We start from the raw sequence: 14,424 nt of genomic DNA on the forward strand, positions 1-14,424 counted from the left end.
TCGCCACCCTTCAGCTTGGCAAAAGCGGGGGCCCCCCCCTGCGAAACCAGCGCCCCTCTTGGGAGCGCTGTTTTGCTAAATGGCTATTTTCTAAGTGGCTATTTGTTAAGCACTTAAGCTTCCAAGGTTTATGCTTCAACCCTTGCGCTTCCCACCAGTGCTCAATCGCCCGCTGAGATAGCACAACGCCGTGGTGCGTAGTAAGCCATTCAGCCAAACCAGCACTGCTCCAACCTGGTGCTGGGTGCAATAAACTATTTTGTGGCTCCTGGTAAAGTGCTTGCCACAAAAGCGCCTGAACATCTAACCCGAGAACGCTGGCCTGCCCTTTTAAACGCCCACGGGACTTTACGGGTACCGCCGCCCACCCGCCTTCACGAAAAGCCTTCCAAGCAGCCGAAACGGTCGGAGCGGAAAGCCCAGTTTGCTGGCAGGCAACCGCAACGGTATGGCCGTCTAAACGGAGCTTAACCGCCTGCTTACGGCGTTCGTTTAGCAATTCAGGCGATAAATGTTTAATGGCCGGCGGATGCAGACTCTGAGTGCAACACACTCATTGGATGGTTGATGGGCTTTCATGGTACTTGGCCATCAGCTCGCTCATCACTTCTATCGGACATTTAAATCCAAAGCGTTTTCGAGGTCGCATATTCAGCTCAAAGGCAATGGCGTCCAGCTCTTCCTGGCTATGTACTGAAAGGTCCGTTCCTTTCGGTAAATATTGACGGATAAGGCCATTGATATTCTCATTGGCCCCACGTTGCCAGGGGCTATGGGGATCGCAAAAGTAAATCGCAACGCCGGTTTCTTGAGTGATTTTTGCATGTTGTGCCATTTCACGCCCCTGATCATAGGTCATGCTTTTTCGAGCGGTGGTCGGCATTCGATTCAGAGCAGCACTAAAGCCTGCTACGGCGGAGGTGGCGGTGGCGTCGTCCATTTTTGCGAGGATCAGATAGCCACTACTAAGCTCTACCAAGGTGCCTACCGCGGACGCGTTATTCTTACCTTTGATCAGATCGCCTTCCCAGTGGCCGGGCATTTCACGCTTACTGACCTCGGGCGGACGTAAGTGAATGCTGACCATGTCAGGGATCTGGCCACGTCGATCCACTTCGCCACGGCGAGGCTTGCGTGTGGTTTTACCTTGTCGCAAGCAGTGAATCAGTTCCTTGCGAAGGTGGCCAACAGGCAAGGCATAAATGGCCGTGTAGATGGTCTCTCGGCAGACGTAGGCATCGCGCAAATCAGGTAGTTTCATCGTCTTGAGCTTGCCGCTAATTTGTTCGGGAGACAAGCGTCGCCGCAACATATGCACGATGAGATCAAACCGCTCGGTGCCTGGCAAAAGCTTACGCGCAGGACGACAGACCTCTCGACGCTTTTCTCGCTGACGTTGGGCGTACCGGGCGCAGTAACCGTTCTGGGCCATTTGGTTACGGCGTATTTCACGAGAGATGGTTGAAGGAGCTCGCCCCAGGAGCTGGGCAATATGCCGAAGGCTCATCCCTTGGGCTTGACCCACTTGGATGCTGGCACGTTCTTCAATACTGAGTTCGAGGTAAGACATGGGACAACACCTTAGCGAAATGCTCAGGTGTTGCACTCAGTTTCTGCGGCCAAGGCCAATATTGAGCACAAACCTTTGATTGAAAACAATTAACAAACTACACATAACGCTATCGTTGGCAATTATTAGATACCAGCATCAAAGTCGACGTAAAACCCAGCAAGTTTCTAATATGAATTATGTTTTGTAAGGATCAACATGACCCCATGGGCCGTTTTGTTATCAATTGCTGTATTGCTAGTACTGTTAATTAGCGGAAAAGTTAAGCCTGCGATTGACTTTGTGACGCTCGCGGGCATATTTTTACTTTTAGGGTTTGTTGATACCAGCACACTGCTAATGCAATACACCAACCCCGCATTGGCCACGCTACTCTTACTGCTGCTGGTGTCACTTGCATTAGAACGTTCACCTCTGCTGGACTGGCTTTCTCGCGACTTACTCAAAGGCCACCCCCGCTTAGCCACGGCCCGGCTAATGGGCAGCACCGCTGTGCTTTCTGCCTTTTTGAACAACACAGCGGTGGTCGCCGCTTTTTTAGGGGCTATTTCACGCCAACAGCGCATTGCACCTTCGCGGCTATTAATTCCACTTTCCTACGCCTCGATTTTAGGAGGAATCACGACGCTAGTAGGCACATCTACCAACCTAGTGGTGAACTCTTTTAATCTCAGCGCCAGCGGTAGTGAGCTAGGTATGTTTCAATTTAGCTTAGTAGGTGTGCCCGTTGCATTGATCACTCTATGCGTATTGTTATGGCGAGCGAATGCCCTACCCCACCATCGTCTGGAAGATACCGACGAGAAACTCTCCTACTTTCTTGCAGCGGACGTAGAATCCGAATCACCTATGATCGGCAAGAGTATTGAGGAAAACGGCCTTAGAAACCTTAATGGCCTTTATCTATTAGAAATTGAACGCCAGGGCCGCCTAATCAGTCCCGTTGCTCCAGATGAACGCCTGCAAGCAGCCGACACGTTAGTATTTACAGGCGAAGTGAATAAGGTGCAGGCGCTACAGCGCTTTCCAGGACTCAATCTATTTGGCCATCAAGCCGATAACTTACTCGCCACCAATTTAGTAGAAGTGGTCATTTCCCACGAATCAGAGCTTTCTGGCAAAACACTGCAAGATGTTGATTTGCGAAGCATGTTTAGCGCAGGGGTTGTCGGTATACGCCGTGGTGGGAAACGCCTGGAGGGCCAGCTTGGCAAAATCCCTTTGCGGGTGGGCGACTGCTTGCTCTCAGCTGTTAGTGCCGACTTTCGTCAACATCGCAACATAGACCGTAACTTCCATCTACTCAGCGGCAGCTTTACACGTCCTCAACTCACGCGAAAAGAAAGCATTATTACGCTAGGCGGATTTGCAAGCGTTATCGCACTGGCGACTGCCAACTGGCTGCCGCTGGTTCATGGTTTACTACTACTGCTGGGCGGCCTACTGTTATTAAAAGTGATTAGCTTGGCCGAATTGCGCCGCCGCTTTCCGTTTGAACTTTGGCTGATCATTGGTTCTGCCTTGGGGATAGCACTAGCGTTAGAAAATTCAGGGGCCGCCGCTGTACTGGCAGGAGGAATGCAGTGGATGTTTAGCGGTTACGGCGTTTACGCTGCTTTTATTGGCTGCTACCTATTAACACTACTGTTAACCGAAACAGTCACCAATAACGCGGCTGCCGCACTAGCCTTCCCTATTGCCTGGAGCACCGCCCAAGCCTTTGGTGTCGACCCCCTGCCATTTGTGATGGCAGTTGCCTACGGTGCCAGCGCCTGCTTTTTAATTCCCTTTGGCTATCAGACCCACCTGATGGTGTATTCACCAGGGCGCTATAAAATTACTGATTTCTTCAAGATTGGTTTACCTGTGAGTATTACCTACTCGGCCGCGGTATTGGTTATTACACCAATAGTGTTTCCCTTTTAGGATATTTTCTGATTAGGAGCACGCAGCTCAACTAGCCAATTCGGCTACCTTGAGACCATGTCGCTCAGCCCACTGCTGGCACAAAGCTTTTAAGGATACATTCATATTATCCACCAGACACACCTGCGCGGTAGGTGCTAAGCGTGGCAACAGTATGGGCAAAAGCTTACAGAGCAACGCTTCTAGATGTTCGTCTAAAAAATCTGATGTGCCAATAATCAACAAGCTAATGCAGTTATTCTATGAATTCAGAACACAACAACCAACGCGCCTTAACTTTTAAAAATCCTAGCCTCACGAAAAGCATCAAAACAACTACCAATCAACTTAAGCTCAAAAGCTATCCATAATATCCTGATTACTAATTTCTCGCCAAGCAACAGAGCCATCAATATATTTACTAAAAAGCACCACTGACAAACCTTCAAAACCAGACTCGCAATTTATAAAAAACTTCTTCTCCTTATTATATTGATATTTTTTTACAACAACTCCATCCCACTTTTCATAGATTGTAGCCCATATCGAAAAATCATCCACCACCTCTATCAATAAACCCTTTGGCTTTTTAGAAACGTAAAAACCAGGATCTTCTTCTTTTTTTACGATTTTATTCTCTCCCGCTATGTATTTATACTTCGAAACCTCTCTTCTAAGCCCTGCAACGTTATCAGCTAAATATAATTTCAAAGCAGACACAATTAGCTTTCTTGGTGGAACCGCATGACCTGCACCCCAATTCCCTTTAAAAAAAAGCATCTTCTCTTTGCTGTAAAAAAAACCATCTTCGTCATCCAAGTCAAGCTTTTTGATAAATGGCTCAGCATGAACAGTAGTATGCCAGTCGAGAGCATTTTGAAGGTAAATAAAATCTTTATTCTTTAGGCTGTCACTCTTGGATAATAAACTAGTGCATATACCAATCGCCCCCCTTTCCTCGGAAAACTCTACTTCACTTGTTAGCTTTTTCTGTAAAGACACCTCAGACAAATGCCTCCAAAACCTAGAATTATATTTCTCGACAACCGTTTGACAATTCCAGACAAAAGCTTTATTGATTTCGTCACTTTCGCTCAAATAATATAAGCTCGCAAATCCACCACCACTTCCGCCGAATGAGCAGAAACTAACGCCCATCACTTTTGCCAAATGATTTACAATCAATATAATAGTTTTTTGAGTATTTAGCTCTCGCCACCCCAAATACCAACCAATATATATATCATCCTTTAAATAAATAACTGGATCAAAAAAAGCTACTACAGATGCACCTATCTCCTCAGCTAATGCTACACCTGTAAAATTAGGTATCAAATCTAACTCTCTTGCTTTCTCACTTAATGCTCCATTAAAGGTCAACAGAGCTTTATCGCTAAAGGTTATTCCTCTTTTGATCAAAACATCAATCGCGTTACCTCCAATCAATATCTGATAAAGCCCATCATCTATTATATTTCTATCAAGAAACTGATCAATAGATAGCGAGTAGAAACTCACTTTAAATCTATTCGCAGATCTTTTACCTTTGTTTATTTTGCTCGAAACATCACACACAGGGCATATCACTCCCAAACACTTCCACCAACCATCCCAAAAGCTATAACTACTTTCATAGCTATCGAAAGAATTCTCAAACAATTAGATTCTAGAACTTTAAAAACACTAAACAACTATCTCCACCATTAGGTTTGCAACAGCGTTAATATTAAAACTTGCGCTGGCAAAGTCAAAGATATCATCCCTCCTTCCCAGTCGAACATTAAAGCTTTGTTTTACTTGCTCCATATCCCTGTAAACCCACTCTTTCGGATAAATCTCATCCGCGCCTTCCCATGGCAATACAACCGGGGTACAGCCACTGGCGGCGCCTTCAGCTACCGCTAGGTGGAAGCTTTCGTGGTCACTTACCGAAAGAATGAAATCAACCCCAGCATACCATTGAGGCATATCATTGCCGTGAGGGTCGAAGATCACGGCATCTTTAAGCAGCGGGTCATCTTGTAAGCGACGATACTGCTCTTCATACCAAGCCATTTCTTCGGGCCGGTGCATGACCATCCAGGCGAAGTCTTCTGGCCGCTTTCCTTTTACCCGCAGAATATAATCGGTGTCTTCTTTGCGTAGCTCCTTCAGAATATCCAACGCACGGTCTAAGCGCTTGCTTTGCGGCACCATGCCGACTAAGCCCAACACTTTGCCATTGGTGGGTTGACGCGGTACCGCTTGCATGGCGTCGATATCAACGCCGTTATAGATGACCACGCCATTTTTCTTCAGTGCTGGATTGCGTTGCTGGGCATTACGCAGCATATGCGGGCCAACAAATATCACCTTATCAAAAGCATCGAAGGGCACTTGGTCAAACAACACATTGCGCAGTTCTTGAGCGTGCAAGCGCCCTACCAATCGTTGCCCTTCAATTTTATGCTTGGCATACCAAATAGCGTTACCCAGGGTCCACTCACAGAACACGGTATCGGCTTGGCGCACTAAGCGCTTACTAGCGGTTTCATTGTGATGATTATGACCGGTCCAAAAATCTAGCAATACGCGCATCCCTGCGTTCGTGAAGTAGGGATAAAACGGCTTAATAAACTTGAGATCGTGCCCTGCAATCACGACAGTTTTCTTAGGCGGCACATTGGGCGCTTGGGCATGAACTTGGGGTGGTTTGCGAAGCGTCAAGGTCAACTGGCGTGACGCCCAAGGCTGAAGCTTGGAAAGCAGCATATCCGTATCTGAGCGAAGCAGTTGCAGTGACGTATCGATAGAAGAGTTTTCCACCGCCACACCCGGCCAGCCACCTTCTTCAAGCGCCGCATGTCGACTGAAAGCAATACGCTTATGGGGGGCGTAAAACGTGGGCCAGATTAAGTCTTCGAGATCTTCCACTTCCAACCCTTCCAATGCACGCGGATTAGCCAGCAACCAAAGCGCTCCTGGAGAAGCACGTTCACCATCCGGCGTTGCACAGCGAATACCTTCCGCTTCTAGTTGTGCACGGGTACCGGCCTTCCATTCGCGACTGACAATACATACCGGGCGAACGGTTTGTGCTAACACGCGCTGGGCACCCGCCGGGGTCATTTCAGACGTATAAATAGAGTACGCTGGTGGTTCAGGTGCTTGAACAACCATACCGGCAGTGCGCAGCATTTGGGTCAGGCGTAGTTCGGTGGTGTGAGCGCGCATAACCGCGCGGGCGCCTTTCAACGCCACGCGCCAGCGGTATGCAGGGTAATGCATCAGATTCTCAAGCGCCTGGGCGGCATCGCTCTCGGTACGCACCACATGACCCGCTCCTTCCAAGTAGCGATTCATACCCAGGGCTGGGCCGGAAAGCATAGGCGAACCGCAGGCAGCCGTTTCCACAACACGGCGCGAAAACATCGTTGGGGAATCCAGCACCGAGTTGACGTTAATCTGCACCGGATGAGCTTTGTAAGCCTGGATCATCTCCTCATAACTGAGGCTGCCTGCCACATAGTTACCCAAGCCGCCGGGGTATTTGTAAGGCGATTTGGGATCATCGTGCTGGCGATCATAAAGCGTCAAGCCTAAGGGGGCTGCCGCGCTCATGATTTTGTCCATGTACTCGGTGCGTTCAGGGTAGCGCTTACCATAATAGGTACCGCCATAAGCGGCCGTTGGCTGCCATTCACGGGTAGACGGCAGCAAGTTATGGATCTTCGGTGAGGCATAGAACGGCGCACTACTGGCCGTTTGAGTCAACGCGCCAGGCGTGGTGAGGTAAGGAATAATCCTCCGGCTGTCGGTCGTAAACACGTGGTCACACTTAGCAGCGGTCGCGCGGAAACGGTCAAAGTGAACCGGGTCTTCCTTATTCCAGAATAACGACGGAATACCCTTACGGCGGCAGTGCGCCAACAAGGCATCAAGCGCTGCAAACTCATGCACGCTGTAATGCCCTACTTGACGGAACCACTGCCAGTCATTGCCCTTCCAGGCGGATTCCACAAACAGCGCATCAATGGGCTGTTCTTTAATCTGCTCACGCCAGTTGTCCGGTGAAAGCGGCACTACTTTAACGGCGCTGGCCAGCGTGTCGGTTGTAAACGTATCGCCAATTAAACCTAGGGTTAGCTGCGCTAGTGTTTTAGCGTTGGTTTGACCTTCAACTTGCTGCTGCTTGCGCTGATGCTCTACCACCGATTCACGCAGTTGCTGCAAGCTGCGGGCATAAATACTAGTAACGTGATTCCAGGTCCGCTCGCGGTCAATCCATGCACGGGCAGCCTTGCCCAGGCGCTCACGCTCTGCGGGGTTGTTGATTAGCGCTTCAATCGCATTGCTTAACGCCGCCGCGTTATCTTTTTCAAATAACCGCGCGCGTTCGCCACCTGGGCCCGCCATAACTTGGTGGGGCGACACATCGGAAAGCACTACTGCCTTACCCATTGCCATTGCTTCAAGCGGTTTGAGTGCCGACACCATTTCAGTAACCGCTGAGGAAAGCCGCGGTATCGGCATAATGTCCATGCATGATAAATAACGTGGCACCTGCTCAAACGCTACCCGCCCTGTAAAGCGGCAGTTCTTTTCAATTCCTAACGTCTTGGCGGTGGCTTTTACGGCATCAATAACCTTGCCATCCCCCACCAGCACAAAGACAAACGCTTGCCCTCGTGACTTAAGCTTGGCTAACGCTTCCAGCAACAATTCCAGCCCTTCATAGGCTACCGCGCTCCCCGCATAACCGATAACCGGCACGCCAGCAGGCAGCTTAAGCTGGGGAGCCACATCGATATCTGCAGGCCTGGGGGTAAAGCGCTCAGCATTCACCGCGTTAGGCACCACCGTAATACGCTCACGCTCCACGCCCCAACTAGCCAGCTCATCGGCCAGTTCTTCGGTTAGGGTAATAACTAGATCCGCTTCAAGAGCAGCCTGTTGCTCCAGCTCACGCATAAGCTGGTAACGTTCGGAGCCTGCCCATTCAGGCTGGGTAGAGGCTTGCGTGATTTCCCACAGACCGCGAACTTCATAAACAAACGGTAAACCCAGGCGTCGTGCCGCTATTAACGCTGGCAAGGCGGTAATATGATTCGACGCTGCCACGATAACTTCCGCACCACTGGTTTGCGCTTCACGCAGGTAGTGGTCAGCAGCTTCTGCTAGGTAGAGATCCAAGGGGGTTTTGGCAAGGTTCCAGCCAGCACACGCCGCGTAGGCCACGCCATCTACGTTGGCTTCATGGTAACCACGGGGCAATCCTCTAGCGCCGCCATCCCACGGAAAGCCAGGTCGCGTCGTCGCGCGAACGTTCCAGCCAGATTCTTGCAAGCCCACCGCGATACCATGAGAGCGAGTCGAATAGCCGTTAGTGGCATGGGGAACCGATTGGTGTAAGCAGTACAACACTTGCTGGCGGCGGCTCATCAGCCCAGCATTAGGTTGGCGAGGCGGCAGCGCCATGCCCCCTTTAAGGCGTGCTAAACCCGCTACAAAGGCCTCAAAGTCGCGCTTAGGTTTATCAAATTTAACCCCACGAGCTTGTAGGCTTTGCAACGCCTTTAGCGTATCGGTCAGGCGACCCTCTTTATAAAACCACTGGCTGGCCGTTGGGTAATCAATGTCTTCAAAACCTTCAGGCCCTTCCTGGGGTTGCGGCAACGCTAAAAGCGGTGCTGATTCGTCTGCAACAATTTCTAGGGACTCTACCATTCCCTGGGTCAAGCGGCTAAACGTCAGCACGTTGGTGTCTAGCCCTTGAAGAACCGCATTACTCTGCGAGCCTTCTTGCTCATTGCTTAACCTTTCGACACGCACATCTTCCAGCGCTTGCGCCATGGCAGCGACTAACGCCTCCGCGTCATCTGCCTTAGCAAAGCTAACGCCCTTGAACACCGGGCAAGCATTTTCTAAAGCCGGAAGCTTCGACATTACCAGCCGTTTGCCATAAGCCAACGCTTCCAATGCTTTTGCGGGTGGTACCAGCTCGCATACCGGCACTGCCTTACGAGGAATAACCACACAGTCCATAAGTGCGTAATATTTCGCCAGCTGCTCATTAGGCACACAACCTACCTGAATAAGCCACGGCTTATCAGCATCACGCTGATAATCAATAACAGCATTCGTTAGCGACTGTTCATTCCCAACAAGTAGCAACTTAACATTGATACCTTTGCTTACCAGCGCTTCACAGGCTTCAAACAGTATATCCAACCCTTCGTAAGCATAAAAACTGCCAACATAACCAATAACGTTATCGCCCTCCCAAATACCTAACCGATGCTTCAGTGCGGCATCAGCAGGCTGAATGGTAGGCAACTCACGAAGGCCATTGGGCACTATACTAATACGTTCCGGCTGAACGCCACGCTTGATCAGTTCCGCTTTCATTGGGGCATTAAGGGTAAATACCTGACTGGCTTCACGAGCGATAAAACCATCTCGCGCCGCTTCTTCTTTAAAACCTTGGGTATAGGCATAGCCTGGCTCTCGAGCGTCATTAGCGAGTTCCCCAAATCCGCGCACTTCAAAGCAAAACGGTAGCCCCATCCGCTTTGCTGCCACCCAGGCAGGTAACGCCGACACCCAGTTAGACGCAGCCACCACAACCGAAGGGCGATACACCCGAAACCGTTCAACAAAACATTCCACACTGGCATTCAAAATAGCCAACTGCCCCTGCGGCACCACACCATAAGGCCAGCGCGAATGAATGTACGTTACCCCATTCACCTCGACGTCAGGCGAAAGTTCGCGTTTAGCATAAAATGCCCATGGGCATCCAGGGCGTACAAAACACAACACCTCTAATCCCTGATGGTTCAATGCTTCTGCAATACCCTGTGTGCGAACCGCGTCACCATTGGTCGCGTCGTACTGTCCATGATTGACGACATAAGCCACCCGCCCAGTAACCGGCTGTGCAATAAAAGGAAGGCGATGCTGAGCTAACTGTTCCACGTGCTTAATCAGAGCGTCCATGTAATACCTAGTAAAAAGTGAAATTTATTAACAATAGCAATATATTAAATGCTGTTCAGTTATAAACATAAAAAGACAAGGAAAAACAAAAGGCAAATTTAGCAACAATAAAGCGACTTAAGCATTAATTAAAAATCCACCTTGCCAACAACTAATTAAACGCCAATGAAAACTGAAGACCTTTGTCTAATTTCTTCGCAGCTTCAAGAAATTTATCATCACTAATAGCCCATGTATGATCATGAGCGTTTGCATAACGAACATGTATAAAATTGAATGGGTCAGAGGAGTAAATCTCGCAACCTTTTGCTAATAAGTCTTTAAGAAATAAAGAATCCGTGCCCTGCCTCACTCGATTAAACGTCAGGTTACCTGTTTTTTTGCGGCTCCATATCAGCGTACCCCCTTGAACATGCTTGAAATAGCGATAGTGCTTGCCAGAAAATCTCAACGCAAAATCATTGGTACTTTCTACGTAGCAGAAGAAACTTGTTTTCCCAACCAGCGCAGCACCGGAATACTGCAGAGCCAAACAAGCATCTAAAAGGTAATTAGGGCCATAATAGTCGTCGTCATCTATCTTCGCGATAACGTCAGTTTCACAGCTATCTAGCGCTAAGTTAAGACCGTCTGCCAGCACTTTATCTTCACCGGTAATACGCATAAAACGGCAACTCTCAACGCCTTCGAAGGCATCGAGAACATCTTTTTCGTCAGCGCCTTCACCATGGGCCACGTAGATAACCTTAACATTGACACCATTTTGAGTATTAAGCATTTCAGCTACTCTGGGAATCAGCCAGGGCCTCTTTGAAACGCACACTGCCGTTACGGTTAACGTTTCGTCATTCAGCAAAGAGATGGATTTACTTTCCACTACCTTGCTAAGCAGCTCTGCAAACCTGTGACGAAATGTATTCTTGGAATGGACAAGCCTTACCCCCTGAGCGGCCACTTTTAATGCATAAATATCATCTTCAAGCAGACTGTCAATTTTGTCCTGCGCCTCCTGTCTACTATTGACGACCTGGACGATATCAGCCAGCTCATGGTCTAGAGAGCTTACCGGTGGAGACACAATAGGTACCGCACAACCTAATGACTCATAGAATTTCTCTACCAGTAGCGGACTAGAACAGCCCGCTGTATTGGCATTAACCATCACACTGTATTTTTTATATATTTTTTCGTTAATATCATCGAGGCTTGCAGAGGGAAATATGGACTGCTTATATTTACCTGGTAGCGAATGCCCACCATAAATATCCAGAATTCCTTTTTCCGCAGGATAATCGAAAAGCATTTCCAGATGATCGGCACGCACAGGGGTATCTTTACTGCTCCAGCTATCGGAAAATGCCAGCCGTCCGTTTTTTTCACCCTGCAACTGAGGAAAATACAACGCTTCTTGCACCGCAAGCTTCAAAAAATAGACACGGCCATGGCCAACATCTTGTTTATACCGATTTATAACCGACTCATCTACCGTAAACACATAATCAAACAACTTGGCCGCATCAATAAACATGTCGTAATTGACAGGGTCATCTTTATTCCAAAAAACAGTTGGAATTCGCTTTTCCTTACATGCCAGCAATAACGCTTTAAACGGAGCAGCAATCGCTCCGTTTATGTCCTTCTTACCGTAATGCCAAGCTGAATTTCTGTTAGGCAACACACTTCCCACAAACACAATATCTATGGACTGCTGGTCGAGCTGCTGTTCCCAAGACAAAGCATCTGCTGGAATAAAATTAAACACGTGCTTAAAGCAGCGCTCAGAGGCCTCGTCCAGCAGTGTTAAAACATTGTATGATTCATGACACGTCTTAATGGCGGCCGTCGATACGACGCCCTGATTGTCACCATAAGTGTTCAATGCCTTATATATTTCTTGAACTCTATCGACGCCGTAAAGCTTGAGCGCGCGTTCTTCGACGAACGTTTTGGATGCCACGCCTTCAGGATTAGTAGGATAATGACTGTTACTGCTTTTGCCATTTTCAACGTCATCACAATGGCTAGCGCGTTCAGCTACTCCATAAAATGCTATCTCTAGGCGCGCAGCTGCTACCCACGCCGGAAGCCCCACCCCAGCTGTTTCCGCCAGCACCGCTGAAGGGCGATAAATGCGCAATAGCTTGATAAGTTGCTGAACCACTGCTTCCAGCGTAGCTCGCTCATCGCCTTGAGCATTTTGGTGCAAAGGAGAATACAAATAACGAACACCGTCGATAGTAGTCTCTGGTGGTATATAAGATTCACCCTCAGCATTATCATCCCCTGTCCAATCAGGGCGAATCATGCATAGAGTGTCAACACCCTGCTGGTTAAGCGCTTCCGCCAGCCGATGAGAGCCGTTAGTGCTTCCCGGCGCTTGATTAATGAGAAACGCCACGCGCCCTTCTATCGAGTGGATAATCGGCGTAGAAGCCTGATGGGCCAACTGTTGGGCGTGTTTGAGAAGATCATCCATAGGTCTCTTCAAGGTCTGTGAGTGGTGAGAAGCTAGGAGTGAGTAGATTACCCTAACAAGCCCACCGCATCGATGACGCTTTCTTTAGCACGTACATTCTCAGCATCAGCGATAAACGGCTTGTGCTTGACGAGCACACAGACCACGTCCGCTTGGGCAAGTGCTTCTTCCAACGTGACCAATGTGGTGTTCTCACCTTGCAGTGTTTTTGGCAGTGATTTGATATTGGGTTCAACCACTTGTAGGCGGCAGCCTAGCTGTTGCACTTGCTGAGCAATACCTAATGCGGGGCTTTCACGCAGGTCGTCGATGTCTGGCTTGAAGGCCACACCTAGGCAAGCCACGGTAAGGTCGCTGCGTTTGGCATCGGGGTGTTGCTGGTGGTAGTACTCTAGCGCTTCTTTCACGCGGCCCAGCACCCACAAAGGTTTGTCATCGTTAACCTCGCGAGCGGCGCGGATAATTTTTGCTTGCTCCGGGCAAGAATCTACGATGAACCAGGGGTCTACAGCGATGCAGTGGCCACCAACACCGGCACCTGGTGTTAGGATATTGACGCGTGGGTGTCGGTTGGCCAGAGCGATCAATTCCCAGACATTAATATCAAGCTCATGGCAAATGGTGGAAAGCTCATTAGCAAAGGCAATATTCACATCGCGAAAGCTGTTTTCGGTGAGCTTGGCCATTTCTGCGGTGCGGGCAGTAGTGGTCACGCAGTCGCCTTCTACCACGATTTTATAGAGTTCGCTGGCTACTTCCGCGCACTTGGCAGTCATGCCGCCAATCACACGGTCGTTTTCAACTAGTTCACGGATAACGTGGCCGGGCAATACCCGTTCTGGGCAGTGAGCAATGCGGATATCTGACGCCTCACCGTGGGTTTGCGGGAAGGTCAGATCCGGGCGAGCTTCGGCTAACCAGGCAGCCATTTGCTCGGTAGCGCCCACGGGGCTGGTGGATTCCAGTACCACTAGGTTTCCAGGCTTAAGAACTTTGGCCACGGCTTTGCTGGCGGCTTCGATATAGCTTAAATCTGCTTTGTGGTTTTGGCCGTTTTCATCGGTATGAAACGGGGTGGGTACAGCAACTAGAAAGGCATCGGCAGGTTCTGGCGTGGTGGTCGCACGCAGGTAGCCTTCTTTTACAGCCGCGTGAACAATAATATCCAGCTCCGGTTCAACAATGTGGATTTCACCATTATTGATGGTGTCGACAGCATGTTGATTAACGTCAACGCCGATAACATTCTGCTTACGTGAGGCGAAAACAGCGGCGGTAGGCAGGCCAATATAGCCCAGGCCGATCATGGAGATAGTGTCGAATTGCATGTTGCATTCCTTAAGTAAAAGGCCACAAATAAATATTAGTTAGCCACGGATGAACACGGATAGTCACGGATAAGGTCAAAAGCAAAAAGACAAAAGAAAAACCAAAAAGATCTTGGGTTTAATCGTTTTATCTGTGCTTTTCCGTATGCATCCGTGGCAAAAAAGTG

General features: G+C 49.1%; 7 protein-coding genes. 1 reads left to right on the top strand and 6 read right to left on the bottom strand.

Annotated features, from left to right (window positions below):
• Positions 1–10 precede the first annotated feature (10 nt).
• Both REH51_RS02615 and REH51_RS02620 read right to left on the bottom strand, forming a co-directional pair.
• Complete coding sequence (locus REH51_RS02615) at positions 11–499, bottom strand: helix-turn-helix domain-containing protein (protein ID WP_039868446.1); 489 nt, start codon at positions 497–499, stop codon at positions 11–13.
• A gap of 54 nt (positions 500–553) precedes the next feature.
• Positions 554–1,570, bottom strand: a complete 1,017-nt coding sequence (locus REH51_RS02620; RefSeq protein WP_234667734.1) for an IS30 family transposase — start codon at positions 1,568–1,570, stop codon at positions 554–556.
• Between the two features lie 198 nt (positions 1,571–1,768).
• Between REH51_RS02620 and REH51_RS02625 the strand changes: the two genes are divergently transcribed.
• Positions 1,769–3,496 (top strand): SLC13 family permease, encoded by a 1,728-nt coding sequence (locus REH51_RS02625; RefSeq protein ID WP_498936770.1) that lies wholly within the window; start codon positions 1,769–1,771, stop codon positions 3,494–3,496.
• A 333-nt stretch (positions 3,497–3,829) separates the two neighbouring features.
• Here REH51_RS02625 and REH51_RS02630 read toward each other — a convergent pair whose 3' ends face one another.
• The 4 genes from REH51_RS02630 to wecC form a co-directional block, all read right to left on the bottom strand.
• A complete protein-coding gene (locus REH51_RS02630; protein ID WP_498936772.1) occupies positions 3,830–5,134 on the bottom strand; it encodes a hypothetical protein in 1,305 nt (434 codons plus the stop codon).
• A gap of 24 nt (positions 5,135–5,158) precedes the next feature.
• Positions 5,159–10,453, bottom strand: coding sequence for a glycosyltransferase (locus REH51_RS02635; RefSeq protein WP_498936774.1), 5,295 nt, complete (start codon positions 10,451–10,453; stop codon positions 5,159–5,161).
• Between the two features lie 151 nt (positions 10,454–10,604).
• On the bottom strand, positions 10,605–12,929 hold the full coding sequence (locus tag REH51_RS02640; protein WP_009721818.1) for a glycosyltransferase family protein: 2,325 nt from the start codon (positions 12,927–12,929) through the stop codon (positions 10,605–10,607).
• Between the two features lie 47 nt (positions 12,930–12,976).
• Complete coding sequence (wecC, locus tag REH51_RS02645) at positions 12,977–14,257, bottom strand: UDP-N-acetyl-D-mannosamine dehydrogenase (RefSeq protein ID WP_009721817.1); 1,281 nt, start codon at positions 14,255–14,257, stop codon at positions 12,977–12,979.
• Positions 14,258–14,424: the final 167 nt, after the last annotated feature.

The sequence above is a fragment of the Halomonas bluephagenesis genome, assembly GCF_054790765.1.

Excerpts from the sequence above, each read along its gene's own strand:
- REH51_RS02635 (WP_498936774.1), bottom strand. The coding sequence starts at position 10,453 with ATGGACGCTCTGATTAAGCACGTGGAACAGTTAGCTCAGCATCGCCTT.
- REH51_RS02625 (WP_498936770.1), top strand. The coding sequence starts at position 1,769 with ATGACCCCATGGGCCGTTTTGTTATCAATTGCTGTATTGCTAGTACTG.
- wecC (WP_009721817.1), bottom strand. The coding sequence starts at position 14,257 with ATGCAATTCGACACTATCTCCATGATCGGCCTGGGCTATATTGGCCTG.
- REH51_RS02620 (WP_234667734.1), bottom strand. The coding sequence starts at position 1,570 with ATGTCTTACCTCGAACTCAGTATTGAAGAACGTGCCAGCATCCAAGTG.
- REH51_RS02640 (WP_009721818.1), bottom strand. The coding sequence starts at position 12,929 with ATGGATGATCTTCTCAAACACGCCCAACAGTTGGCCCATCAGGCTTCT.